21 protein-coding genes are annotated in these 26,678 nt (G+C 54.6%); 13 read left to right on the top strand and 8 right to left on the bottom strand.

Annotated elements, in window-relative coordinates:
- Window position 1: 1 nt before the first annotated feature.
- Both D3A97_RS03400 and D3A97_RS03395 read right to left on the bottom strand, forming a co-directional pair.
- Window positions 2-1,384, bottom strand: coding sequence for a chloride channel protein (locus D3A97_RS03400; RefSeq protein WP_119076641.1), 1,383 nt, complete (start codon window positions 1,382-1,384; stop codon window positions 2-4).
- Window positions 1,385-1,482: 98 nt separating this feature from the next.
- On the bottom strand, window positions 1,483-2,559 hold the full coding sequence (locus D3A97_RS03395; RefSeq protein ID WP_119076639.1) for a hypothetical protein: 1,077 nt from the start codon (window positions 2,557-2,559) through the stop codon (window positions 1,483-1,485).
- 176 nt (window positions 2,560-2,735) lie between these two features.
- Here D3A97_RS03395 and D3A97_RS03390 point away from each other — a divergent pair, with 176 nt between their 5' ends.
- A complete protein-coding gene (locus tag D3A97_RS03390) occupies window positions 2,736-3,455 on the top strand; it encodes a DUF4198 domain-containing protein (protein WP_119078409.1) in 720 nt (239 codons plus the stop codon).
- 258 nt (window positions 3,456-3,713) lie between these two features.
- Here D3A97_RS03390 and D3A97_RS03385 read toward each other — a convergent pair whose 3' ends face one another.
- The gene (locus D3A97_RS03385; RefSeq protein ID WP_119076637.1) at window positions 3,714-4,850 is read right to left on the bottom strand and encodes a glycoside hydrolase family 88/105 protein; all 1,137 of its coding nucleotides are present in this window, start codon (window positions 4,848-4,850) and stop codon (window positions 3,714-3,716) included.
- 300 nt (window positions 4,851-5,150) lie between these two features.
- On the opposite strand from D3A97_RS03385, the gene D3A97_RS03380 reads away from it, so the two are divergent.
- On the top strand, window positions 5,151-6,503 hold the full coding sequence (locus tag D3A97_RS03380) for an SGNH/GDSL hydrolase family protein (protein WP_157986331.1): 1,353 nt from the start codon (window positions 5,151-5,153) through the stop codon (window positions 6,501-6,503).
- 20 nt (window positions 6,504-6,523) lie between these two features.
- Here the strand turns inward: D3A97_RS03380 and D3A97_RS03375 are convergent, their stop codons facing one another.
- Entirely contained in the window at window positions 6,524-6,979 is a 456-nt protein-coding gene (locus D3A97_RS03375; protein ID WP_119076633.1) for a VOC family protein, read from the bottom strand.
- 110 nt (window positions 6,980-7,089) lie between these two features.
- Between D3A97_RS03375 and D3A97_RS03370 the strand changes: the two genes are divergently transcribed.
- Window positions 7,090-7,785, top strand: a complete 696-nt coding sequence (locus D3A97_RS03370; protein WP_119076630.1) for a DUF4397 domain-containing protein — start codon at window positions 7,090-7,092, stop codon at window positions 7,783-7,785.
- 3 nt (window positions 7,786-7,788) lie between these two features.
- Here the strand turns inward: D3A97_RS03370 and D3A97_RS03365 are convergent, their stop codons facing one another.
- Entirely contained in the window at window positions 7,789-8,049 is a 261-nt protein-coding gene (locus D3A97_RS03365; RefSeq protein WP_119076628.1) for a hypothetical protein, read from the bottom strand.
- A 181-nt stretch (window positions 8,050-8,230) separates the two neighbouring features.
- Here D3A97_RS03365 and D3A97_RS03360 point away from each other — a divergent pair, with 181 nt between their 5' ends.
- The 7 genes from D3A97_RS03360 (at window position 8,231) to D3A97_RS03330 (ending at window position 15,940) form a co-directional block, all read left to right on the top strand.
- Window positions 8,231-8,788 (top strand): NADPH-dependent FMN reductase, encoded by a 558-nt coding sequence (locus tag D3A97_RS03360; protein ID WP_119076626.1) that lies wholly within the window; start codon window positions 8,231-8,233, stop codon window positions 8,786-8,788.
- A gap of 48 nt (window positions 8,789-8,836) precedes the next feature.
- Window positions 8,837-10,255 (top strand): NADP-dependent phosphogluconate dehydrogenase, encoded by a 1,419-nt coding sequence (gene gnd / locus D3A97_RS03355; RefSeq protein WP_119076624.1) that lies wholly within the window; start codon window positions 8,837-8,839, stop codon window positions 10,253-10,255.
- Between the two features lie 14 nt (window positions 10,256-10,269).
- The gene (zwf, locus tag D3A97_RS03350) at window positions 10,270-11,775 is read left to right on the top strand and encodes a glucose-6-phosphate dehydrogenase (RefSeq protein ID WP_119076622.1); all 1,506 of its coding nucleotides are present in this window, start codon (window positions 10,270-10,272) and stop codon (window positions 11,773-11,775) included.
- Between the two features lie 53 nt (window positions 11,776-11,828).
- Window positions 11,829-12,554, top strand: a complete 726-nt coding sequence (pgl, locus tag D3A97_RS03345; RefSeq protein WP_119076620.1) for a 6-phosphogluconolactonase — start codon at window positions 11,829-11,831, stop codon at window positions 12,552-12,554.
- A 122-nt stretch (window positions 12,555-12,676) separates the two neighbouring features.
- Window positions 12,677-13,240, top strand: a complete 564-nt coding sequence (locus D3A97_RS03340; RefSeq protein ID WP_119076618.1) for a hypothetical protein — start codon at window positions 12,677-12,679, stop codon at window positions 13,238-13,240.
- 236 nt (window positions 13,241-13,476) lie between these two features.
- Window positions 13,477-14,055, top strand: coding sequence for a glutathione-regulated potassium-efflux system oxidoreductase KefF (kefF, locus tag D3A97_RS03335; RefSeq protein WP_119076616.1), 579 nt, complete (start codon window positions 13,477-13,479; stop codon window positions 14,053-14,055).
- Between the two features lie 19 nt (window positions 14,056-14,074).
- The gene (locus D3A97_RS03330; RefSeq protein ID WP_119076614.1) at window positions 14,075-15,940 is read left to right on the top strand and encodes a monovalent cation:proton antiporter-2 (CPA2) family protein; all 1,866 of its coding nucleotides are present in this window, start codon (window positions 14,075-14,077) and stop codon (window positions 15,938-15,940) included.
- Here D3A97_RS03330 and D3A97_RS03325 read toward each other — a convergent pair whose 3' ends face one another.
- The 3 genes from D3A97_RS03325 to D3A97_RS03315 are packed head-to-tail and all read right to left on the bottom strand — an operon-like array spanning window position 15,941 to window position 21,582.
- A complete protein-coding gene (locus D3A97_RS03325) occupies window positions 15,941-19,117 on the bottom strand; it encodes an efflux RND transporter permease subunit (RefSeq protein WP_119076612.1) in 3,177 nt (1,058 codons plus the stop codon).
- 19 nt (window positions 19,118-19,136) lie between these two features.
- Window positions 19,137-20,213, bottom strand: coding sequence for an efflux RND transporter periplasmic adaptor subunit (locus D3A97_RS03320; RefSeq protein WP_119076610.1), 1,077 nt, complete (start codon window positions 20,211-20,213; stop codon window positions 19,137-19,139).
- Window positions 20,214-20,223: 10 nt separating this feature from the next.
- A complete protein-coding gene (locus D3A97_RS03315; protein WP_119076608.1) occupies window positions 20,224-21,582 on the bottom strand; it encodes a TolC family protein in 1,359 nt (452 codons plus the stop codon).
- Between the two features lie 108 nt (window positions 21,583-21,690).
- Between D3A97_RS03315 and D3A97_RS03310 the strand changes: the two genes are divergently transcribed.
- The 3 genes from D3A97_RS03310 to D3A97_RS03300 all read left to right on the top strand — a co-directional run bounded on the left by D3A97_RS03310 (window position 21,691) and on the right by D3A97_RS03300 (window position 26,544).
- Window positions 21,691-22,536 (top strand): energy transducer TonB, encoded by an 846-nt coding sequence (locus tag D3A97_RS03310; protein WP_119076606.1) that lies wholly within the window; start codon window positions 21,691-21,693, stop codon window positions 22,534-22,536.
- Window positions 22,537-22,715: 179 nt separating this feature from the next.
- Window positions 22,716-23,861, top strand: coding sequence for a glycoside hydrolase family 18 protein (locus tag D3A97_RS03305; protein WP_198673847.1), 1,146 nt, complete (start codon window positions 22,716-22,718; stop codon window positions 23,859-23,861).
- A gap of 70 nt (window positions 23,862-23,931) precedes the next feature.
- Window positions 23,932-26,544, top strand: coding sequence for a family 20 glycosylhydrolase (locus tag D3A97_RS03300; RefSeq protein ID WP_119076602.1), 2,613 nt, complete (start codon window positions 23,932-23,934; stop codon window positions 26,542-26,544).
- Window positions 26,545-26,678 lie beyond the last annotated feature (134 nt).

Below are 26,678 nucleotides of genomic sequence, written 5' to 3'. Positions count from 1 at the left end.
ATCAGAAATGATCGTGATCGTTCTGGTCTGTCAGTATCTTTCTTTCTACCAGGGACTTATGATAAACAGAATGTTTCACATACTTGCGGGTAATGAAATAGGAAATAGCCGTTACGATCATGAGCGGGATGAACAGCTTGTACCCGCCCGATATCTCCGCCAGCAGAAATATAGCGGTGAGCGGGGCATGCATAACGCCTGCCAGTACGCCGGCCATGGCCGTAATAATAAAGTTGGGCGTATTGAGGTGGTAGATGCCGGAGAGATTGACGAGGTAGGCAAAGAGGAACCCCGTAAGCCCGCCGGTGACCATAGACGGGGCAAAGATACCCCCGTTGCCGCCCGCGCTGATAGTAAGGCAGGAACATATCACCTTGAATACCAGCAACAACACCGTCATTAAAATGATTGCCCAGGAATAGCTGCTGTATTGCTGCAGCAGGGAGTGGGCGGTAAGGCTGGTGTAATCTCCGCCCAGGAGGCTGGTGATGGTGGAGTAACCCTCTCCATACAGCCCCGGCAGCAGAAAGATGAGCAGGCACAGCGGCACGCCGGCCAGCAGCCAGGTCTTCCAGTTCATGGTCTTTTTTTCAAAGTATCCTTCAATATAATCTACCGAGCGGGTAATGTATACAGATACCAGGCCGCAAAAAATGCCCAGCAGGATATAAAAGGGGATGGCGGGTACGCTCCAGCTTTCACTGGCCACAAAAATGAACTTGCCAGGGTAGATCAGCTGTGAAATAACGGTGGCGGTAGCCGTGGAGATCAGCAGGGGAATGAAAAAGGGGATGCTAAAATCCAGCAGGAAGATCTCCAGTACAAAAATGATCCCTGCCACGGGGCTGTTGAAAACAGCGGCAATACCGCTGGCGGTGCCGCAGGCAAGCAGCAGCACCGTGTCTTTGCCGGAAAGGCGAAGATCGTGACCGGTATTGGAACCGATGGCCGCGCCGGTGGCCACAATGGGGGCCTCCAGCCCCACGCTGCCGCCAAAGGCCACGGTAATGGTACTGGTGAGGATATGGCCGTAGGTATGCCGCTTCTCAATGCGGCCCTTGTTGGTAATGATGCTGTTGATGATGAAACCCACGCCCCGGCTCAGCCTGTTGCGGAAAAAGCGGGTCAGCAGCAGCAGCGAAATGCCGGTACCGATAAGGGGTAATGTGGCAGACAGCCAGTTACTGTCCAGCCAGTTATTCATCGCATCTACCCGGTGCTCGAAGAACTGTACGGTTATCTTCAGCAAAACAGCGGCCAGGGCCGCCATTACGCCTACAATAAAACTGAGGAGGATGAGAAAATTGCGGTGTGACGTATATTTTGTTCTGTACCGGCCTATTTTCACAAGCAGCCGGTAGAACCTGTTTCCCGTTACTTCCATGGCCCGAAAATAGGGAATCCTGTATAAAACGGTTTTACGGGCAATGAAAAACCCGGCGCATGTGCTGCGACGGGTCCCGGAAAAGATCAAAAGATGTTTTACTGGTAAGTTTTGAACACTACTTTATCTACCACCACATTGAGCTTTTTCAGCCCGCTGTTGTCTGAGCGGAATTTCTTTTCGCCCGTGAACTGGTCATACAGTTTGGGATCTCCGCTGTTAATGGCGCGGAAGAGGATCTGTACGCCTTTTTTGTCCATGGCGCCGCCTTCCCAGCTGTCTACAATGCCGCCGTTGGTCCATTCAAAGCCGTTCACCCTGAAAGCACGGGCATTTACCTTGTTCACTTTGTCAATCGGGTCTCCGGGTTTGATGCCGAAGGGAGATTTCCACTTGGAGCGCTCATGGGTGAAAGTGATGGTTTTGGACGAGTCTGCATTGAAGATCACCTGCATTTCGTTTTCCGTGTCCGGGTATACGTACCAGGCCTTGCCGGTATAGTTGCCGTCCAGGTCGGTAGCGTCACGAAGCTCCACGTTCTCTTTGCCGTACAGGGTCTGCAGGTCGTCTGGCCTGGTCATGGCAAATACGCTGCGTACTTCCCAGTTGCGGGTATCTTCTACTGGTGCTGCGGCGGCGGTGCTGCCAGCGGCGGCCGCAGCCGGCTGGGCGGCGCCTGCGGGTGTTTCTGCGGTAGCGTTGGCCACCACGCCCGGCTGATTGGCGGGCGGGGCCACCATTACGGAGGTAACGGCCGGGATGGCGCCTATGCGCAGCAACTCGGCTTTTTCGTCCTGCAAGGTTTTGGCCTCTGTCTTGTTCTTATTGACGATGTAGGTAGCGAGCGGGAACACGTTGCCCGATTTCACGTCCATACCGCGGAGGTTGGCGATCAGGGTCTGGCGGTTACAGTCGCTGTACTGGTACAGGAACTTCAGCGCCGCGTCCAGGGCGGCGGGGTCTTTCCCCAGTTCCATCATGGTTTTATCTACTTCCAGTCCCCCGGAGCCTGACCTGCTCATTTGCTCGGTCACGAACACCAGCGCCGGGTCGTTACGGAGCTGGAACTTTGCGGCCATTTTTTCAGAAATATCTTCCACCGCAGATTCAGACAGCGTTTGGGCGCCGGCGGCCAACGGCAGGGCAAATAACAGGAATATCAGGAACCGTTTCATGTAAGATCGATTTATAACTGGATGTATATAACGTACATCATTCTCACTAAATTATGCAATATTCCCCATTCTGCTGCAAATAGCAGGCCAGCCGCTGTTTTTCCCAATTGCGTAAATCAAATTTCCGATTGGAGTTGCCTGCCCTGCCGCAGGCCGCTACTTTTACCGGAAAAAAGATGCACTACAGATCGATGATTATGGCGGTGTTGCTGGTATTGGCAGGCCTCCGCGTATCCGCCCACGCCCTCTGGATAGAAACGAGCCCTAGCGGCAAGAAAGGACAACCGCAGGAAGTAAGGGTGTTCTGGGGCGAATTTGCTGACAAGGACATTTCCCCGCTGGACAAATGGTTTTCCGATACCAAATCTTACAAGCTCTCTGTTATTACCCCTGACAAAAAAATCATCCCGCTTACTTCCGCCCCCGGAACAGATCATTATAAAGCATTTTTTACGCCTGAAACGGACGGCGTGTATACCGTGGTAATGATCCATTCCGTAAAAGACCTGTATCATGGCAGCCGCCTGGACTATCATGCCAGCGCTGCCGTTGTGGTAGGCGGCAACCCCGGCGCGGCCGGTTCCGCCAATGCCAACCCGCTGAAAGTGGAAGCCGCTGTACGGCAGACCTACAAGGTGAATGAAAGCATCAACCTGGGGGTACTGGCAGAACAGGCACCCGCCAAATCCAGCGAAGTAGAAGTGGTGGCGCCCAATGGCTGGATCAAAAAACTGTATACAGACAGCACCGGCACCACGTCTTTCACGCCCCTCTGGCCCGGCCGTTACATGGTGGAAGTAGCCAAAACGGAGAAAAAAGCGGGAGACCACAACGGCAAGCCGTACGAGGCTATCTGGCGTTGTGCTACCTACTGCATAGAAGTGGTTGAAAAATAATTCATAAGAAGAATATAAAAGGGGCTGATCATTTTTTGGATCAGCCCCTTTGTATTTGATAATTTACTATCAGAAAGTGGCTTTTATCCGATTGCATACCCTGTTCCAAAGCGTTTTTTTGGTAGCTCTAAACCCTCTCTCTTGGCTGCTTTAGTCTGCTCTTTACCATGCCTGCCCACGGCCTTCGCTATAGCAAGAGCATGTATGCGTGCAAGGAGAGAGTATCAATTCTGATACTATTTTGATAGTCCAACCGCTTTATTTTCTCAACAGGGCGGTAGCGCACCATAATAGCGGCGCCTGCCCATGCATGTCACCAGTAAGTCGCTTTCTGTCAAGGTAATACTGATGGTCATTTTTCATATTGGTGCCTTCACAAACATCGCTGATGTCTCCGTCTTCATTGATGTAGGTGATCAGCTTCAGCCAGGCCTTTCTGGCGGCGGGGCCATACACCTTTTTGTCCAGCCAGCCGTTTTTCACGCCGGTGATCATGGCGTAGGTGAACATGCCCGTACAGGAAGTTTCGGGCCATGATCGGGGATCGTCTATCAACTGGCGCCACATGCCGTCTTCCGCCTGGTATTTAAGCAGGCTGGCCATCATGGCCTGGTAGGCTTTCAGGATGCGGGAACGGTTGGGATTGTCTTTGGGTACCGAACGCAGCAGCTCGCTCATGCCGGCCGCCATCCAGCCGTTGCCGCGGCCCCAGAAGAAGGGAGCATTGGGGGCGTGGTAAAAGAGCCCGTTGGGTTTTTGCAGGGAGTCCAGGTAAAACACCATTTCATTGGCGGCCTTGTCTATATAAGACCGGTCCCCGGTGGCGCGGGTAGCCTGAGACTGTACGGCGGTGATCATGAACATGTCGTCTATCCACAACCGCGTTTGCCAGGTATAGCCTTTGGCATAGAAGCGGCGGGAATCATCCGTAACCCGTTTACCTTCCGGCGGCCCCCATTGTTTGTCCGCAAAACGTTTGCCGATGGCCAGGTAGCGGCTGTCTTTCGTTTGCTGGTACAATTCAAGGGGTACGGAGCCGAATACGGTGTAATCCACATGGTCAGGCACGGGAATGAGCGTATCCCTGCTGCCCAGCAGCGGTTCAAAGCGGGCGGCCAGTTGCTGAAGCAGCGTTTTGTTCCCGCTTTCTTTGGCAAAGGTCAGCGAGCCGTACCAGGCACAGGTTTCAGGGTAGGTGATGACCCTGGGCGGCCTAGGGCGGCCAAAATTCGGATGAGGAGAGGCCACAAACCTGTTGGCGATGCGCTGGCCAATTTCCTGTGGCGTGGCGCCTTTCGGGAATTTGGAGAGGGCTCCGGACTGGGCACGGACGTCTCCGGCAAACAGCAACATGGCGGCTACTGCCATGCCCTGGAGGAATGAGCTAGTTTTCATAACGTGAAATGATGGAATTTTAGACCTCCAAGTTATGCAAACGTTTGCGTAAATCCAAACAGGCAGCTCCGCAAGGTCGGTACGTAGAAACACGCATTCTTGTAAATCAGCGGTTCTACTGGTGTCATTATGATGGCCGGCCACTAATTTTGCTACAGCTAGTCTGAATAATTAAACTGTTTGTTATCCCGCTCCCTTTAGTGAATGCGCATTCCCCGATGCGCATTTTTTTTTGCTTCGCTCCCGCAGCGCGTTCCGGCTGCCGGGTTAGTTTTTCCGGTTCATTTGCTATTTTTAGGGATGCGCTATCTGTTTTTTCTCTGCTGTCTTTTCTGCAGCCTCTCATCCACCGCCCAGTTCTTTAAAAAGGGAGACCGTGTATGTTTTGTTGGCAACAGCATTACACACAACGGCGACTATTGGCACAACGTGCAGCTGTATTACAGCACCCGTTATCCTCACCTGGGCGTGCAGTTCTTCAACTGCGGTATTTCCGGGGATGTGACCTCCGGCATCCTGCGGCGCATGGACCAAGACATCCTGGTACACCACCCCACCTGGGCGGTGATCATGATCGGCATGAATGATGTGAACCGTCCGCTCTATGACGCCAGAAGGAAGAACGAAGCCGGCATCCGCGAAAAACAGCAGGCAGCGCTGACCGCTTACCGCAGGAACCTTGACAGCATTGTTCGCATTTTTCTCGCAAAAAATATCCGCGTTGTATTGCAAACGCCCTCCATTTATGACCAGACGTCAAAAATGGCCGGCAACAACCTCTATGGCGTTAATGACGCGCTGAAAATATGCGCCGGTTACGCCAGGGAGTTTGCCGGGCGCGACAGTCTGCTGGTAGTGGATTACTGGGGCATGCTCACCAAACTGAATGCAGAAGTGCAGGCGAAAGACAGTACGGCCACATTGATCGGGAAAGACCGGGTACACCCGGGCGGGGTGGGGCATTTGCTGATGGCCTGGGAATTCCTGAAAACCATTAAGGCGCCGGCCACGGTAGCCAATATAGTGGCAGACCGCAACGCAAAAAGCAGCCAGGCCAAAAGCCAGCAATGCACTATTTCGGGTTTTACCCGTAAAGACGGGCAGATAGAGTTCACGGCGCTTGAGAAAGCCCTGCCGTTCCCCGTGCGGGAAGACCAGTTAAAGGCAACGGAACTGGTGCCTTTTGCAGACAACCTCAACCGCGAGATCGTAAAATTCAACTACCTGGTGCCGGGTAATTATGTGCTGACCATAGATGATGTGGAAATTGGCCGTTTCTTTTCCGGAGAACTGGAAAGAGGGGTCAACCTGGCCACCATGCCACAGTTGCCGCAATACCAGCAAGCCCTGAAAGTACAGGCCCTGCTGCAGAAACGCTGGCAGCTGGAAGCCCGGCTCAGGGCGATCCGTCTCATTGAACACCGCTATATCAACACCCTGCCGGGCAACGAAAACCTGGAAACCGTACGCCGCTTTTACGATACGGCGCATGCCCATAAACCGGATTCGGACTATGTGAAAAAGATGTTCATCACTTACCTGGACACCAAACCCAAAGAAGCACAGATCCGCCGGCAGTGGGAGCGCTCGCTGGATTCGCTGCCGGCGTTGAGCAAACCCCGGCCTCATCGGTATTTGCTGAAAAGAAGCTGAGGGCCGCCACAACAGTGGTGTTACTTCCGGGCATCATTCACCTCAATCCAGTACCCGTCAGGGTCTTGCAGGTAGATCTGTTTCACCCCGTCTACCCGCAAGGTGATCTTTTTCTTTTCTCCTGCCCAGTTGATGTATTCCATACCCGCTTTCTCCAGCCGTTCAATAAACGCTTCCACGGAGGGCACGCTGAAACAGATATGGGTATTGCGGTCTCCCTGCTGCCGCGCTTTGGCGCCGGCAATCAGGTGGAGGTGGCTGGCAGGGCCTACGGCAAACCAGGTGTGCTTGCCGTCGTGGAACGGCTCGGGGATAGTGTCCAGCCCCAGCAGGTCCCGGTAAAAGGTGGTGGCTTTCCCCAGGTCCTGCACATACAGGGCCAGGTGGTTCAGCACGGGGCGGGTCTGGGCTGGTGCCTGCGCGGAAACAACGGTGGCGCCGCAGCAGAATAAAACAAGCAGGAAAAACGTTTTCATAAGTACAAGATACAGCGCCGGTTTTAATTGAACAATCCCGGTAAGAAGCTGTTGGTAATTACACGTCCTGCTCTCCCCATATCTCTTCTCGCACCTTTAAACAACATATCATGAAAAACCTGGTACTCGCCTGCCTCTGCGCACTGGCCGTTTTCACAGCCTGCAACAGTAATGACGATATGCCTACCGTAGCGGTGGCCAGATTCCAGATCACCCATGCCTCGCCCGGTACCGGCGGGCTAGACCTCGGTATGGACGGCCTGCGCATCAACAACCTGCCGTTCAACTACCTGGCCAATACGGGCTACCTGGACGCCTACGTGGGGCAGCGTCAGTTCCAGGCCAATGTGGCCGGCACCGGCACCACCCTGGTAGACCAGCGCATTCAGCTGGCGGAAGACCACCGCTATACCATGTTTGTGTATGACACGGGCAGCCGGGTAAAGGGGCTGTTTGTGGAAGATGTGTTCCCCGCTGTTGAATCCGGCAAGGCACACATCCGGTTTTTCCACTTTACACCGGATGCCCCCGCGGTGACCATCGGGTACGTGAAAGACGGGGCTTTTACTCCTATTTTCCCCAACCGCTCCTTTGAAACGCCGGAGAGCGGCGTGGCCAACCAGGGCTTTACGGCCGTGGATGCCAGCACATATACTATTGAAGTGCGAAGGGCCTCAGATGACTCGCTGGTGTTCACCAGGCCGGGCGTTACCCTTACAGCAGGGAAAATATACACCGTATACGCCAAGGGGCTGATAGGCTCGCTGGCTACGCCGCTGGGAGCGGAGATGGTGATAAACCGGTAAGCCCTACTTCCTGTTATACAACGGCAGCCGCCGGGGCAGGTGCAGGGGAATGATGAGGAGGATGGACATGCAGAACGCCCCGGCTATGAAAAGAATGGCGCTGCGCAGGCTGGCGGAAGGTGTGCCGCCCACGGCGCGGACGTCTACCATTTCGTCAAACCAGGCCAGCGAAAAGTAAAGGGAAAGGAACAGCATGAGCAGTCCCGCCGTCATACGGGCATACGTGCGCGGGATGAACAGCAGTACCAGGAAAAGCACCAGCATAACGGGCGCTATGATGCTATTATCAAATAGAAAGAATATACATAACGCAAGGAAAATGAAATACAAGCATGGCAAGTAATGTTTGAAAATGGTTCCTGTTTTCATGGGGTCGGGATTAATACTGTAATTTATGCCGCTTATACCACTTTTCCTATAGCATTTTTGTGCCTATTTTTGTTGAATGAGTACACCTGTACATATTGTGGGCCTTACCGGCAGTCTCCGGAAAGGCTCCTACAATACATCCCTGTTAAAGACGGCCATGGAGCTGCTGCCGGAAGGCGTTACCGCTGAAATAGCCGATTTTTCCAACGTTCCCCTCTATAACGCAGACCTTGATGTGGGTACCCGGCCGGAGCCGGTACGGGCGTTCCGCGAAGTGCTGGCAGGCGCCCAGGCCATCCTGATCGTATCGCCGGAATACAACTATTCCATTCCCGGTGGGCTGAAAAACGCTATAGACTGGGCGTCTCGCGGTACAGACGCGCCTTTGCTGCACAAGCCGGTGGCCCTGATGGGCGCTACCCAGGGCCTGTGGGGCACGGTAAGGATGCAGCTGGCCTTCAAACCCGTGTTCCAGTTCCTGGACATGAAACAGGTGCTCAAGCCGGAAGTGATGATAGCGCAGGCACAGGGCAAGTTTGACGCGGAAGGCCGGCTTACGGACGAAAAAGCGCGGGACCTGGTGGCCCGGTTGCTGGAAGCCCTGCGGGACCTTACCATACAATTGCATAAATAATAGTGGCTAAATGGCTAATTTCGCCGCACAATTCAGTTAATATTCTCTATGGCAAACAGCTTGTACGAATTTGGAATGATCGGCCTGGGCGTAATGGGGCGCAATCTCCTGCTCAATATGGCAGACCATGGTTTTGCCGTGATCGGGTTTGATAAAGACACCGAAAAGGCACAGGCCCTTGAATCTTCGGCATCTGCCGGCACCCGCGTAAAAGGGGTGGTATCACTGGAAGAAATGATCAGCCAGTTGCAGAAGCCCCGCCGGGTAATGATGCTGGTGCCCGCCGGTAAACCGGTAGACGATGTGCTGGCGTCTCTCCACCCCCTGCTGGAACCGGGGGATATTGTAATTGACGGCGGCAACTCCCATTTTACGGATACCCTTCGCCGCGTGTCTTCCATGAAAGACGCAGGCTTCCATTTTATGGGCGTAGGTGTTTCCGGTGGCGAGCAGGGCGCCCGCACCGGTCCCAGTATTATGCCGGGGGGAGACAAGGAAGCATATGCCCATGTTAAGCCCATGCTGGAAGCCATTTCCGCCAAAGTGAACGGGGAGCCTTGCGTGGCTTACCTCGGCAAGGGCGCCGCCGGCCATTATGTCAAAATGGTACACAACGGCATAGAGTACGCCATCATGCAGCTGATCAGCGAAAGCTACCGCCTGCTGAAGGCCGCCGGCCTGAACAACGACCAGCTGCACCAGGTATACAAGGAATGGAACGAGGGAGAGATGCAGTCTTTCCTGCTGGAGATCACAGCAGACATCTTCCTGCAGAATGACGATAAATCGGGCCAGCGCCTCGTAGATGTGATCTCTGACAAAGCCGGCTCCAAAGGCACCGGCAAATGGACGTCACAGGAGGCGATGGACCTGGGTGTGCCCGCCACGGTTATTGATACGGCGGTGGCCATGCGCACTATCTCCGCTTTCAAGGATGAAAGGGTAGAAGCGGCAAAGGTGTACGAAGAGCCCAAAATACCGGTTTCGGCAGAAACAAAGCTGTTCATTTCGCAGGTGAAAGATGCGTTGCAGTTTGCCACCATTATGTGCTACGCGCAGGGTATGGCCATGCTGTACAACGCCTCCACCGCCCACCAGATGGACATTCCCCTGCCGGAAGCCGTGAAGGTTTGGCGAGGCGGCTGCATTATCCGCTCCGCCCTGCTGGGTACCTTCTACGCCGCGCTCAAACAGGCGCCCGAAGTGCCCAACCTGCTGCTTAACAAGGCAGTGGCAGACATCGTGAAAAGCAAAGAGCACAACACCCGCGCGGTAGTTGTACAGGCGGCGCAAGCCGGTTTGCCCGCCGCAGGGTTCATGGCGGCATTGTCTTATTTCGATGCCTACCGTACCGAAAAACTGCCCACCAACCTGGTACAGGCACAACGGGATTATTTCGGCGCCCATACATATCAGCGTATAGACATGCCCGGTAGTTTTCATACTTCCTGGCAACACCATTCATAATTTTTTCATTTTTTATGCAACATCATAAACGCCCGCCTGCTTCCATACTTTTTATTTTCGGCGGCAGCGGGGACCTGAACTACCGCAAACTGACACCGGCGCTGTACAATCTTTTCCTTGACGAATGGATGCCGGAACAGTTTGCCATTGTAGGCATCGGGCGCACGGAATATACCTCGGAGAACTACCGCGCCCATTTACAGGAAGGCATTTCCAAGTTCAGCCGCCGCAAGGCCGAGGCCAACGGCCACTACAAGGAATTTTTCGAACATGTGAATTACCTGCAGCTGGATGCGGGAGATATCGAGTCTTACCAGCGCATTGCAGAATACGTGCAAACAAAAGAACAGGAGTGGGGTACGCATCCCAACGTGATCTTTTACCTGGCCGTAGCGCCGCAACTGGTGCCTTCCATTGCGCAGGAGCTGGGCACGCTCAACCTCTGCAAAGACAAGAGCACCACCCGCATCGTGATCGAAAAACCCTTTGGCCACGATCTTGCCAGCGCGCATGAGTTGAACGACCTGTTGACCGGCCTCTTTGCCGAAGAACAGATATTCCGTATAGACCACTACCTGGGAAAGGAAACGGTGCAAAACATCCTGGCGCTCCGCTTTGCCAACGCGCTTTTTGAGCCCGTCTGGAACCGCCATTACATAGATCACATCCAGATCACGGCCGCGGAAAGCGTGGGGCTGGAGGGCCGTGGCGGATATTACGAACATTCCGGCGCCCTGCGTGACATGGTGCAGAACCACATTCTGCAACTGATGTGCATGGTGGCCATGGAAGCGCCCGTTTCTTTTGATGCCAACGAGATCCGCAATAAAAAAGTAGACGTGCTCAACGCCATCCGCCCCATCAAAAAAGAGGACGTGCATGAGAGCGCCGTGCGGGGCCAATACGGTGACGGCTGGATGAAAGGCAAGCAGGTAACGGGTTACCGCCAGGAAAAAGGCGTAGACCCCTTGTCCAACACGGAAACCTATGCCGCCGTTAAATTTTATGTGGACAACTGGCGCTGGCAGGGCGTACCGTTTTACGTGCGCACAGGCAAGCTGATGCACCAGAAGTCTACTCACATCACCATACAGTTCAAGGATGCGCCTACTTTCGCCTTCCCTTCCGAAGCCGCGGAATCCTGGCGCTCTAACCGCCTCACCATCAGCATTCAGCCTGAAATGGACATCCGTATCCGCTTCCAGGCCAAACGCCCGGGCCAGACCATGACGCTTGACCCGGTGAACATGACCTTCAACTATGAAGGCTCTGATGATCACACGCCCGAAGCGTATGAAACGCTGCTGCTGGACGTGATGGAAGGAGACGCCACGCTCTTCATGCGCGCAGACCAGGTGGAGGCGGCATGGAAGGTGATAATGCCCATCCTGGAAACATGGGAGCACCGCAGCCCGCAAGACTTCCCGAACTATGTGCCAGACTCCTGGGGGCCTGAAGATGCAGACGCTCTCATTGCCCGTGACGGCCATTCGTGGATCAACCTGCCGCCGACCCGGTAAAATGCCGCCGCCCGATACATCATCAGTATTAGTAAATCGTAACAAGTCATTCCATGGAATTGCACGTAGCAAAAGACCCGCAGCAACTCAGTGAGAACCTGGCCGCATTTATCAGTCGCCAGATACAGGATGTGCTGCAGCAACAGGACCGGTTCACCTTTGCCCTCTCCGGCGGCAATACGCCCAAAGCATTATACGCCCTGCTGGCAAAAGAACCTTATGTGAATATGATAGACTGGGGAAAAGTGCATTTTTTCTGGGGAGATGAAAGGGCTGTGCCTTTTGAGGATGCGCGCAACAATGCCCGCATGGCGTATGATGTGTTGCTGGACAAGGTGGGCGCCCTCCCGGAAAACATCCATATTATGCGCACAGACATTGAGCCGGAAGCGGCTGCCGCGGAATATGAAAAAACGCTCCACGGCTATTTTGACGGGAAGCCATATACGTTTGACCTGGTACTGCTGGGGATGGGAGATGACGGCCATACCCTCTCGCTGTTCCCTGGCCTGCCCATTGTACATGAGCGCAAAGCCTGGGCAAAAGCATTCTGGCTGGAAGCGCAGGATATGTACCGTATTACGCTTACCGCTCCCGTTACCAACCTGGCCCGCTGCGTGGTGTTTATGGCTACCGGCGCCGGCAAGGCCCTCACACTCAAAAGCGTGATAGACGGTGCGCCAGACCCTGACCGTTTTCCCTCCCAGCTTATCCGTCCTGAGAACGGAGAATTGCACTGGTTCGTAGATGAAGCGGCGGCAGAGGCGCTGCAGGTGTAAAGGCGGTTTTATCCGTAAAGCGGTTAGCAAGATTGAAAATCGGAGAAGTCCAATTTTGTAGCTATGGAGGGAAGGAGTAATTTTGATAGAGATTATTTCAGAACACCAAAACCACTTATTGAATGACTGATAATCAAATGCAGACTGTTCTTTCGGCTATTGAATCTATGAAGAATGGATTCGATCAGCGGCTAATCTCAATTGACACCCGCCTAACACATGTGGAAGAGCATCTGGACAAACTCGACACCCGCCTAACGCGTGTGGAAGAGCATCTGGACAAACTCGACACCCGCCTAACGCGTGTGGAAGAGCATCTGGACAAACTCGACACCCGCCTAACACATGTGGAAGAGCATCTGGACAAACTCGACATCCGTCTAACACGAGTGGAAGAGCATCTGGACAAACTCGACACCCGCCTAACGGACGTAGAAGTCAATCTGATCAAGCTTGACATCCGCTTAACACACGTAGAAGAAAGCCTCGACAAGCTCAACACCCGCTTAACATATGTGGAAGGCAATCTGGGCAAAATCAATAACCGCTTAACAGGCGTGGAAGACAATCTGGTAAAAATAGATATCCGCCTGACGCACATAGAAGGTGATCTCGACAAAATTGAAGCCTGGACAGGCTATAGGGCTGATCCCAATTTGCCGGAACCGAAAAAAGCAACGGCCTGATAATTGAATAAATTTAAAGGAAGTCTTATGGTATATCACCATAAGACTTTTTTATCCCTGATTATTTTGCCTGTCATGCCGGTGCTACAGTTTGCCGGTGCCGCGCAAGGTTAAACATAAGCATCGTTTCCGCTCCACTTCCCCCAAAATTTCTCTAACTTTAATACAGCAGGCATCCGCTGAAGCCGGCACCTGCGGGCACTAATCAGTTCATAACTCCTAACTCATTGTTATCATTGAAAATTCTCGTTCTCTTCGCCCACCCGGCCTTTGAACGGTCGCGCATACATGTCCGCCTACTACAGGCCGCGGCTACCGTACAGGATGTCACCATCCGTGACCTCTACCAGGTGTACCCTGACTTTGACGTGTCTCCCCAGGCCGAACAACCCATTGTAGAGCAGCACGATGTGATCATTTTCCAACACCCTTTTTACTGGTACAGCGGCCCTGCGCTCATCAAACAGTGGATGGACCTGGTGCTGGAGCATGGCTGGGCTTACGGTAAAAATGGTACCCGCCTGCAGGGGAAACGAATGATGAACGTACTGTCTATGGCCGGCAATGAGCAGGCGTACAGTGCGCAGGGGCATCACGGCCACCCCGTGAACGCTTTCCTGCTGCCTTTTGAACAAACGGCCCGTCTTTGTTACATGCAGTACCTGCCGCCTTTTACGGTACATAGTTCCAACGCCCTCAGCGATCAGCAGTTGAATGAGCATGCCAACCGCTACATACAGCTGCTGGAACAACTGAAAACGAACGCGGCCGCTTTGATCAGTAACCCGCCGCCAAATCCATCAGGCCTTTCCTAATTCTAATCCACAATTAACTATGTCTAATGAATCATTCTTCTACCAGGCGCTTGTTTACCTTGCTACCATGGTGGTATTTGTGCCTCTGGCCAAAAAGCTGAACCTGGGCTCTGTGCTGGGCTACCTTATTGGCGGTATCATCATAGGACCGGCGCTGCTGGGGCTTATCGGGCACGGTGGCGAAGACCTGATGCATTTTGCGGAATTTGGGGTAGTGATGATGCTGTTCCTGATAGGCCTGGAGCTGGAACCATCCCTTCTCTGGAAGTTGCGCGCGCCCATACTTGGCCTTGGTGGCCTGCAGGTAGTAGTAACGGCCACCCTGGTGGCGGGACTGAGTATGGTTTTCGGGCTGCCCTGGAATCAGGCGCTGATATTGGGAATGATCTTGTCTCTTTCTTCAACGGCCATAGTGCTGCAAATACTGAATGAGAAAGGGCAGATGGGCTCTGCCGCGGGCCAAAGCGCTTTTTCCGTATTGCTTTTCCAGGATGTGGCGGTTATACCCATGCTGGCCATTTTCCCGCTCCTGGGGCCCTCCGGCGCCGCCGGCACGGTAGAAGACGGGCAGTCTCTCATAGCCCACCAGCCAGCCTGGGCCAAAACCCTGATAGTATTCGGCGCTGTATCTGCGCTGGTAGTAGGAGGGCGCTATGTGGTGAAGCCCATTTTGCACATTGTGGCCCGCACGCGGTTGCGGGAGCTGTTCACCGCGTCCGCCCTGCTGCTGGTAGTGGCCATTGCCGTGCTGATGACGCTGGTGGGCCTTAGTCCCGCGCTCGGCGCGTTCCTGGGTGGGGTGGTACTGGCCAACAGCGAGTACCGGCACGAGCTGGAAAGTGATATAGAACCTTTTAAAGGCCTGTTGCTGGGGTTGTTCTTTATTGGCGTAGGCGCCACCATCAATTTCCAGCTGGTGGTACAGGAGCCCTGGTTGATCACCGGGCTGGTGGCAGGCGTTCTGGCCGTGAAATTTCTGGTGCTGGCCGGCCTGGGAAAATTGTTCCGCCTCAGCGGGGAGCAGAACCTGCTGTTTGCCTTTGCGCTCCCGCAGGTGGGTGAGTTTGCCTTCGTATTATTCTCCTTTTCCGAGGGCGCCAGGCTGCTGCCGGCAGAACTGGTAGATATTATGACGGCCGTTGTGGCTATTACCATGGCCCTTACGCCATTGCTGATGCTGGTGTACGACAAGGTGATAGTGCCGCGCTTCGGCTGTACGGCCAACCGCGAGGAACGGGAGCCTGATACTATAGACGAAAAGAACCCCGTGATCATTGCGGGCTTTGACCACTTCGGTACGGTAGTAGGCCGTTTTCTGCGTGCCAGCGGTGTTCCGTCTACCGTGCTGGACCTTGATTCTGACCGGGTAGACCTGTTGCGGCAGATGGGGCTTAAAGTGTATTACGGCGATGCGGCCCGTGCAGACATGCTGAAGTCTGCCGGCGCGGAACAGGCCCGCCTGATCGTGATTGCCATGGCCACGCCGGAAAAGACGCTGGAGGTGGTGGATACGGTGAAAAAACACTATCCGCATCTGCAAATGCTGGTAAGGGCTACGCAGAACGCAGATGCCTTTGACCTGATGAACGCGGGCGTGCTGCATATTTACCGGGAAACAATAGACACGTCGCTGCGCCTGGCCGCTGATGTGCTGGAAATGCTGGGCCGCCGCGCATACCAGTCACAGCGGGCCGCGCGGATGTTCCGGCGTTTTGATGAAAGGTCCCTCAAAGGGCTGGCTGCTTACCGGGACGACAAGCAATACGTGAACATTGCACGGGAAAGAATGGAGGAACTGCAAAAGCTCATACAGGCAGATGCATATACCAACATGCTGATCCGCGATGGCGGATGGGACAGGGAAAACGCGGAAGAAAGGAATTGATCAATGCTGCGGTGCGGCGGGCGGCGGGTTTTTCCTGCCTTCTTCTTCCAGCTCGGCCAGTTTCTTTTTACCATACGCCAGCCGGGTGATCAGCACATACAATACCGGCACGCTGAAAATAGCCAACAAGGTGGCAGCCAGCATACCGCCCACAACCGTGAAGCCGATGTTGACCCTTGCGGCCGCGCCCGCACCTTTGGCCAGGGCCAGCGGCATTACCCCCAGTATGAACGCAAAGGAGGTCATGAGAATGGGCCTGAAACGCAGGCTTACCGCCTCCAGGGTGGCCTGGATCAGCGGCATGCCTTTGTCTACACGTTCTTTACAGAACTCTACGATCAAAATGGCGTTTTTGGCAGATAACCCTATCAGCGTGATCAAACCGATCTGCGAATAAACGCTGTTTGCCTGGCCGGTGAGCCACAGGGCAAGGATAGACCCGAACAAGGCCACCGGTACGGCCAGCAGTACAGAGAATGGGACAGACCAACTTTCATATAACGCAGTAAGTAACAAGAATACAAAAAGAATAGACAGGGCAAAGATCATGGTGCTTTTGTTGCCGGCCTCTATTTCCTGCTTGGAGATATTGGACCACTCGTACCCGAAGTTAGGCGGCAGCACTTCTTTGGAAACTTCTTCCATGGCTTTGATGGCATCGCCGCTGCTGAAGCCGGGATTGCTGGTGCCGCTGATCTCCGCCGACCGGTACAGGTTAAAGTGGTTGATCACCGGCGCGCCCGCGCCCAGTTTGGTTTTGATAAGAGAACTGAGCGGTACCATTTCCCCGTTCTGGTTGCGTACATGGTAAAAGCTCAGGTCGTTGACCGTTTGGCGGAAGCTGCTGTCTGCCTGCAGTACCACGCGGAAGCTGCGGCCGAAACGGGTGAAGTCATTTACATACATACCGCCCAGGAAGGTTTGCAGTGCGTTGAATACATCGTTTACCGCCACGCCCATCTGCTTGCACCGGTCACGGTCCACTTCCACGTTGAACTCCGGCGTGGTGGCGCTGAAGAACGCATAGGCCCGGGCTATTTCAGGGCGCTTGTTGGCAGCCACCAGGAGGTTTTGCAGCACCTTGGAAAACTCGGCAACATCCGTTCCGCTGCGCTGCTCCAGTACGTACGTGAAACCGGTGGAGGTACCCATGCCACGCAGGGTGGGAGAGGGCAGCGCCAGTGCCGTAGCCTCCGTGATCTGCGCCAGCTTCATTTGTATGCGGCCGGATACGGTGCCGATATCATCTCCATGTGCAAGCCGCTGGTCCCAGGGTCTGAGGTTCACAAAGAAGGTAGCGGAGTTGGGCTTGATGGCATTGGCCACGAAGTTGATGCCCGATACGCCCATGAAGTGGGCCACGGCAGAGTCTCCCAGCAGTATATTGTTGATGCGCTCCACCACTTCGCGCGTGCGTACGGAAGAAGATGCGTCAGGCAGTTCCACTACCAGGAACAGCGCGCCCATGTCTTCCTGCGGCACAAAGGTGGTGGGCACTTTCTTGAACAGCGCAAACGCCGCCCCGAAAAGGATGCCCAGCAATATCAGTACAAATGCCGTTTGTTTGATGGCACGGCGCACGCCGTGGGTATATCTGTCAGTGAAGCGGGTAAACCATTTGTTGAATTTGTAATGCAGCTTGTTGATGCCTCTTGAGTGCTCGTCCAGCCGGCTGGGGCGCAGTACCACCGCGCAAAGCGCCGGTGTAAGGGACAGCGCCAGGAATGCGGACAGTATTACGGAAAATGCAATGGTAAGTGCAAATTGCTGGTACAGCTTGCCGCTCACGCCGGGGATGAAGGCCACGGGCACAAACACCGCGGCCAGTATCAGCCCGATGGCAATTACCGGCGCCTGCACCTCCGTCATGGCCCTGTACGTAGCTTCCAGCGGGTTCATGCCGTTCACGTCAATATGGTGCTGCACTGCTTCCACCACCACAATGGCATCGTCTACCACTATCCCGATGGCCAGCACAAAGCCGAACAGCGTAAGGGTATTGATGGAAAAGCCGAGCAGGGTGAAAAAGATAAAAGTGCCTATCAGCGAAACCGGTATTACCAGCACCGGCACCAGCGTGGCCCGCCAGCTTTGCAGGAAGAGGTATACCACCAGTATTACCAGTAACATGGCCTCAACAAAGGTCTGTATCACCTCGTTGATGGATATTTTTACGAAAGAGACCGTTTCAAAAGGTATCAGCCAGTTCACATCTTCCGGGAAAGATTGGGCCAGCTCCTTGAACTTGTTTTCTACCCGTTCCGCCACGTCCAGCGCATTGGCGCCGGGCGCCAGGTAAATGGCCATACCGGTACCGTTCTTCCCGTCTGGCTTCACTTCCACGGCATAGGAGAAGGACCCCAGCTGCTGCCGGGAAATATCCTGGAGCCGCACCAGCGAGCCGGTTTGCGGGTTGGTGGCCACAATGATGTTGCCAAATTCTTCCGCCGTCAGCAGGCGGCCCTTCACCTTCACGGTGTATTCAAATGCCTGCCCTTGCTTGGCCGGCGGAGAACCGATAATGCCCGCGGGGGCCTGCGTGTTCTGCTCCTGGATGGCCCGTGCCACGTCTCCCGCGGTGATGTTCAGCGCGGCCATCTTGTCCGGGTTGAGCCAGATGCGCATGCTGTAGTCTTGCGAAAAGGCGTTCACATCGCCCACACCCGGTACACGCAATATTTCAGGCCTTACGTAGATATTGAGATAGTTGTTCAGGAACTCGGAGTTGTGGGTGCCGTTGGGCGAGTTAAGGGCCACCACCATCAACATGTCGTTAGACCTTTTTTTGGTGGTCACACCTACCCTTCGTACATCGTCCGGTACGGAAGGCAACGCGAAGTTTACCCGGTTTTGCACGTCCAGCGCGGAAATATCGGGGTTGGTGCCTATTTCAAAAGTAACGGTAATGCTCATGGAGCCGTCGTTGGCGCTTACGGACTGTATGTACATGGCGCCGGGCGTACCGTTCACCTGGTTCTCTATGGGAGTGGTAACTGTTTCTTCTACCGTCGTGGAGTTGGCGCCGATGTAGTTGGCCCGCACGTCAACCACTGGCGGGGCAATATCCGGCAACTGGGCAATAGGGAGGTTGATCATGCAGATCAGCCCTACAATCACCATAATGACCGCAATAACAATAGTGGTGTTTTTCCTTTCTATGAACGTTTTTGAGATCATGCTGCCCTGCTGTTAACTGTTATTTGATATTGACCGTATCTCCCTGGTGAACTTTCTGGATGCCGTCTACTACTACGCGGTCTCCCGCCTGCAGCCCGGAACGGACGATCATCATGCTGTCTACCACGGCGCCCCTTTCAACAGGGCGCATCTGTATCACGTTGTTGCGGTCTACCACGTATGCTTTCACTTCTCCCAGCAACTCTACAATAGCCCTGGATGGAATGGCCACCTGGCTGCTGCCGGCGGGGGAATGTATCTCCACCGCCCCCGTCATGCCGCTTTTCAATGTACCCTGCGGATTGGGGAAGGTCAGCCGCATGCGGATGGTGCCCGTTCTCGGGTCTACCACGTTGTTGACCAGTAATATCTTTCCCTCATGGGAATAGTGTTCGCCATTGCCGAAGATCAGGTAGAATTGCTGCCCGCCGCGGTTGAAATCCGTATACCTGCTTTGCGGCAGGTCTATATCCGCATAAATGGGATCTTCATTGACCAGGGTGTTGATCACCGTTTGGCCGGCGGTTACCAGGTCTCCGATACGAATGGTGGCAATGCCTATTTTCCCGTTCAGGGGTGCGCGCAGCACGGCATGATTGATATCTGTACCGCTGCGGGCGCGGGCCGCCTTGGCCGCGGCCAGGTTGGCCTCCGCGGTGCGGAGCGCGGTTTCAGCCTGGTCTACCGTCTGGCGGGAAATAGCGTCTTGCTGCAGCAGGTTGCTGTACCGCTCGTAGTCTTTCTTCTTGAGGGCAAGATCTGCCTCCGCCTGCCGCACACTGGCCTCTGATTGTTCATACGTGGCCTGGCTGCGGCTTTTGTCCACTTCATACAATACCTGCCCTTTTTTTACAGTGCTGCCGTCTTTAACGCGGATGGCCTCCAGGAAGCCGGTTACATCAGATTTAAGGTCTACGATCACATTGCCTGTCAGCGTGGCCGGAAATTTTTCTGTTACCTTGAACGTTGCCGGTTTCACTTCATATACTGACACAGTAGGCTTGGGCATAGGGCCGGCGGGCGCCTGCTTTTTGCCGCCGCAGGCACTGAGCAGCGGAAGTAACAGGGATATGTAAATGTTCCGGGTGCGGTGCATAAAAAATATTTTATTGTGGTTTGATTTTGCCCATCGCCTGCTCCAGCTTCACTTTGCTCACCAGCATGTTGATCAGGGCCTGTATATAGTCAACCTGGGCCTGCTTCAGGCCACTGTCTGCCGTAGCAACGTCAAGGCTGGACGATACGCCTTCCTTGAACTTCAGCAGCACCCGGTCATACACGCCCTGCGTGAGCGCCATGTTCTTTTCTTCCATAGCCAGCGAGGCGGCGTTGTTCCGGTAGGTTGTCCACGCCTCTTTTACCTCCAGCTGTATCTGCTGGCCCAGGTAGGCGAGGTTATTCTCGGATTGTTTCAACGAGATCTGCCGCTGCCGTACCTGGTAGATCCGCTCTGTACCGGTAAACAGGGGCATGGACAGGCTTACGCCCAGGGCGGATACGCCAAAGCCCTGTTTGTACAGGTCAGAAAAGGAATCGGAAAACCAGTTCACGCCATAGTTGATATGTGCATTGAGGGAGGGCAGTATTTCCAGTTTTTTGCTTTTCAGGTTCAGCCTGTCCAGCTCCACCTGCGTATGCTGCATGGAGTATTCCGGCCGGTTCTGTACGTTATAGTTCATGCTGTCAGGCATTTCCCTGGTGAAGCTGTCAAGATCGTCTTCCAGCTCCAGCATTTCCTGCAGGGGCATGCCCATTTCAAATTTCAGTACGTCCATGGAGAATTGCAGCAGGCGCTCCAGGTTGGCCCGCTGGGTCTCTGATTTGTTGTAGGATACCTGCAGCCTGTCCACGTCGATCCTTTCAGACACCCCTTGCTCATAACGGGCCCGGGTATCTTGCAGGGCCTTGGAGGTCTGTACCAGGTTGGCATCTGTAAGGCGGATGCTTTCCCGGTTGACCAGCACTGTAAAAAACGCGTTGCTGACCGCTACCCGGGTAGCAATGGCGGTGCGTTCATAGTCCTTCACGGAAAGCTGGTCATATACCCTGGCCGCCCGCAGGCCCAGAAAGTAGTCGCTGTTCAGCAGCGTCTGCGTGGCCTCGGCCTGTACCATGGAAGAGAACTTGGTGCCGAACTGCACGGGTATCTTGTTATTGGGATCGTTGGCAAAGTCGGGAATGTACGAGGTCTGCAGCTTGAGGTTGTCTGTAAAGCTGGCATTCACATTCACATGCGGGAACAGTTTGCCCCTGCTTTCCCGGATCTTTTCCAGGGAAGCCTGCCTGTTGAGGCGGGCATTGACCACATCGTTCTGATGGCGTAGCGCATACTGAACGGATTCTTCCAGCGTAAAGGAGTGAGCCCCTGAAGTGTCCTGCTGGGCGGAAAGCGGTTGCAGCATCAGCACTAAAGCGGCCGGCAGCAACCAGTTACGGAGCTTTTTATGGATAGTCGAACGCGTCATAGTTCCCGGGTGCAATACATGAACAACTACAAATATAAAAGGTTCAATGATTTATAAAAATATTATGGAAAAGAAAACTGCCCGCATCTTCCTGTTAAACTAACTGCCATGGAAACAACCAAACTCCTCAAATCAGATTTTCTCGACATTCTTTTTGATGACCGGAACAAGGAATATGGCGCTTATGAGCTGCGCCGCCGGTATGACAGGCGTGTGCGCAGCGCCGTGCTGGGCATGTCTGCCATTGTGCTGATAGTGATAGGCGGATATACGGTAAGCTCTCGGCTGCTGGCCTCCAGCGAGGTGAACGTACCGCTGAGGCCGGTGATCACAGAAACAAAACTGACGAACATTGTAGAAGAAAAACCCGCGTTCACGCCGCCGCCCACCGTGCGGGAACCGGCCCCGGCCATTTCCAAACCTACTGTGAAGCATACCACTTTTGTCATCAAGCCGGATGAGGACGTGCGGCCGGATGACGAGCCGGCCAGGAACGCTGACCTGGAAAAAGTGGCCATCGGCGTGAAAACAGACCTGAGCGGAGACCCCAACGGCGCGGACAATGGCATCCCCGAGGGCCTTACAGGCGGCAGCAACGTGGTGGAGGCGCCCAAACTAGAAAAGAAAGACGAGGTGCAGACCTTTGTGGAAATAATGCCGACGTTCCCGGGCGGAGAAGCGGCCCTGGCCAAATTTTTAACCAATAACCTCCGATACCCCGGCATGGCTGCCGAAAACGGCGTGCAGGGCGTTGTGTTTGTGAAGTTTGTGGTACGGTCTACGGGAGAGATCAGCGATGTGGAGCTGGTAGGCGCTAAAAAGGGCGCCGGGCTGGATGAAGAGGCGCTCCGCGTGGTGAAAAAAATGCCGAAATGGAAGCCCGGCAAACAGAACGGACAATATGTATCTGTATTTTTCAACCTGCCCATCAATTTCAAGCTGCAGGACCAATGACCGTAGCCCCGCGCTTGCAGAAAAAAATAAATACGGCATTTATGGAATCATGGAAAACCATGCATCCGCTTTTTAGCATCTCAACAGTAGATGACGCTAAAATGTGGAAATGATATCGCCATCCCGGTGTCTACCGGGGTGGTTTTGATTATGGCAGGGAAATACCCTATATTTATTGTATGCGTTATCTATCCTTGCCAGCTAAAAGCGCCATGGTGGCGTTTTTATTTATTTTGACAGGTGCTACGGCCTTCATCTCCGCCCCACCAAAAGGCCCTGCGCCGGTTGTCATTGCCTATGTAGGCGGCTTCCGCGGGCTGGTGCAAAACCCCTCCGCCATTATGGTGGAAAAGCTCACGCATATCAACTACGCATTTGTAGATGTGAAGAACGGCCGGGCATGGCTCACCAATGAAGCCACAGACACCGTCAACTTCCGCGAGCTGAACGCCCTCAAACTCCGTAATCCCGCACTGAAAATACTCATCTCCATTGGCGGATGGGCCTGGAGCGAAAACTTTTCCGACGCCGTGCTCACGGAAGACGGGCGCCGGCTGTTTGCGGCCTCCGCGGTAGACATTGTACGCCGGTACATGCTGGACGGGGTGGACATTGACTGGGAATATCCCGGCGTGCCGGGTGAAGAAGGGAATATTTTCCGCCCGGAAGACAAACAGAATTACACCCTGATGTTCAAGGCCCTGCGTGAGTCGCTGGACTCGCTGCAACAGCAGACCGGGCGCAGCTACCAGCTCACTACCGCCGTGGGCGGTGGCCGGTATTTCACTGATCATACGGAAATGGCCAACGCCCAGCAGTACCTCAACTATGTGAACATCATGAGCTACGACTACAAAACCAACCCCACCGGCATTGCCGGCCACCATACTAACTTGTACGGTTCTACGAAAGACACGGCAGAATCTTCCGCCCACCGCTCTGTGCAGATCTTCATGGAAGCAGGGGTGCCAGCGGAAAAACTGGTGATGGGCATCGCCTTTTACGGCCGCGCCTGGGCCATGAAAGACGCTACCGCCAGGGGGCTCAACCAGCAGGCCCTCAAGGGCGCCAGGGGCGGCGGGTATACCCGGCTGAAAGACAGCTTGATGAACCAGGGGTATGTGCGTCATTGGGACAGGCGCGCCAGGGCCCCTTATCTTTTTCACCCCGTGCAGCATATTTTTGTCACCTTCGATGATGAACGCTCCGTGCGCGCCAAATGCAAATACGTGAAAAAGCACAAGCTGGCCGGGGTCATGTTCTGGGAGTATTCCAGCGATCCGAAGGGGTACCTCCTGAACACCATTCACAACGCATTCAATTAAAAGTAATTGCGGCAGTGAAAAGAGGACGGGTTTCCGCTCTCTTTTTGGCCTGCAGTTAAATCCTGACTATATGCACTTCAGATTCACATGCATGCTGCTGCTGCTCTCCGGTTTTTCTTTCGCGCAGGCGCCCGCTTTCCCGGCGGATGGTCTGCAGGTAAAGTGGGAAGTGGTGGAGAATGGTTACCAGGGCAAGGCCCAAACGCTTTCTGTTTTTACGCTTATTAACAAAACAAAACAGGCGTTCCCCGCCGCCGGCTGGACGTTCTGCTACAATTTCATCCGATATGTAACACCGGGTGAGACCAGCCCGGGCATCGAGGCCGCGCATGTAAACGGCCCGCTCTTCACGTTCCGGCCCAAAAACGGTTTCAAGGGCATTGCCCCCGGAGATTCACTGAAGATCAATATTGTATCCGTAGCCTGGGTAACCGGCATCACAGATGGGCCGGAAGGGCCTTACCTGGTGTGGGACCAGCAGCCCGCCAAGGGGTATGCCCTGACGGATTACGTGGTGGTACCGTCCACCACAGAGAAACAGTTGCGCCGCACCGCGGCAGACCGGCACCCGCAGACCACTGTGGAGGAGATTTACCGCCGCAATGCGCTGGTGGCCGATGTGCCGCTGGAACAACTGCCTAAAATATTCCCCACACCTGCCAGCTACGAGGAAAAGCCGGGTGTTTTGGTGCTGGATGCCGCCGGCACCATTGGTTACCATCCGGACTTCAGGCAGGAGGCGGAATATCTTTCCGCCATGGTAGGCCAGTTGCTGGGCAAGCGGTTGCGCCTGACAGAAGGCAGCGACCAGGGCAGTATACGCCTGGAAAAGGCCGCGGATGCAGACATGGCGGCCGGCGCTTACCGATTGAGCGGTAAACCGGACGCGTATACTATTTCTTCCGCCAATGCGCAGGGGATCTTTTACGGCATCCAATCGCTCCGCAGCATGTTGCCGGCCGGCAGTAAAAATACATTGTACCCACTGCCTCCCGGTCAAAGCCCGGCGCCGCCCCCGTCGGGGAGCCGGGGCCCCGCGCTGCGGCTGCCGTTGGTAGAAGTGAATGATATGCCCCGCTTCGGTTTCCGCTCCCTCATGCTAGACGTGGCCCGCAACTTCCATCCCAAACAACAGGTGCTGAAGGTGCTTGACCTGATGGCGCTTTATAAACTGAATGTGCTGCACCTGCATATGAGTGACGATGAGGGCTGGCGCGTTGAAATACCCGGTTTGCCCGAACTGACGGCCGTAGGCGGCCGCCGCGGGCATAGCGTAGACGAGCTGACGGCCCTGCTGCCTTCCTACGGCTCCGGGCCGGATGTGAACAACACCACCGGCAGCGGTTTTTATACGCGCGCGGATTACCTGGAGATACTGCGTTACGCCCGCCAGCGGCACATCAAGGTCATTCCGGAAGTGGAAATGCCGGGCCACGCCCGTGCGGCCATAAAGTCTATGGACGCGCGCTACGCCCGGTTGATGAAGGAAGGCAAAGCCGCGGAAGCGGCGGAATACCGCCTCAGCGATCCTGAAGACAAAAGCCAGTACCGCTCTGTGCAGGAATGGAAAGATAATGTAATGAACGTGGCGCTGCCTTCCACCTACAAGTTCCTTGAAAAGGTAGTGGACGAGCTGGTAGCCATGCACCGCGAGGCCGGCGCCCCGCTGGATATCATTCACATGGGTGGAGACGAAACGCCCGCCGGTGTATGGGAAAGATCTCCCGCCTGCTCCACGCTCATAGCCCGGGAAAAGCTGGGCGGCGTAGACGACCTCTGGTATTATTTCTATGACAGGGTAGCCAAAATAGTGAACCAGCGCGGCCTGCAGCTGTATGGCTGGGAAGAGGCCGCCATGCGCAAAACCCGGAGAGACGGGCGCAACGTGATGATCGCCAACCCTGATTTCGGGAACCGCAACTTCCAGGTAGACGTGTGGAACAATGTAATGGGCGAAGGCATGGAAGACCTGACCTACCGCCTTGCCAACGCCGGGTATAAAGTAGTATTGTCCGGCGTGAGCAATTATTATTTCGACATGGCGTACGTGAAAGACTATTATGAGCCGGGCTTTTACTGGGGCGGATATGTGGATGTGGACAAGCCCTTTTATTTCATCCCCTTCGACCTGTACAAGAACGCGAAGGAAGACGACCAGGGCAATCCCTTGCCGCCCACTATTTTTACGGGGAAAGACCGGCTTACGGAGTATGGTCAGCACAACATTGTAGGGATACAGGCAGCCCTGTGGAGCGAAACGGTGAAAACCGCCGCCCGGCAGGAGTATATGCTGCTGCCCAAACTGCTGGGTATGGCAGAACGCGCCTGGGCGCCAGACCCTGCCTGGGCACGGGAAAAGGACGAAGCCGCCGCCGCCCGCCTCTACGCGGAGGCCTGGAGTAAATTTGCCAATATAGTGGGTAAAAGGGAACTGCCGCGCCTGGCCCGCCTTAACGGTGGGTACCAGTACCGGGTACCTACGGCCGGCGCCCTGGTGGAAAACGGGAAAGTTTTGGCCAACGTACAACTTCCGGGCATGGTGGTCCGTTATACAGTAGACGGTATGGAGCCTACGGCTAAAAGCCCCGTATATACGGAGCCGGTAGCTGCAAAGGGCGCCGTTAAGCTGAAGGTGTTTGACAGTGCGGGAAGGGGCGGCAGGACCATTACGGTGCGGCCATAACAAAAAATATTACGAAAATGCATACCATAAAGGGAAGGCGCTGACGTTATGTTCACCTTCCCTTTGTTTTTTTACTGGTCTCACCCTGCTGAAATTGCCTAGAAATTTGTATTGTTGTCACAGTTAAACGCAAA

Source organism: Chitinophaga alhagiae (assembly GCF_003568665.1).
GTDB classification, from domain to species: domain Bacteria; phylum Bacteroidota; class Bacteroidia; order Chitinophagales; family Chitinophagaceae; genus Chitinophaga; species Chitinophaga alhagiae.
The sequence above is the reverse complement of the archived record's forward strand: the minus strand, read 5'-3'. Positions and strand labels throughout refer to the sequence as shown.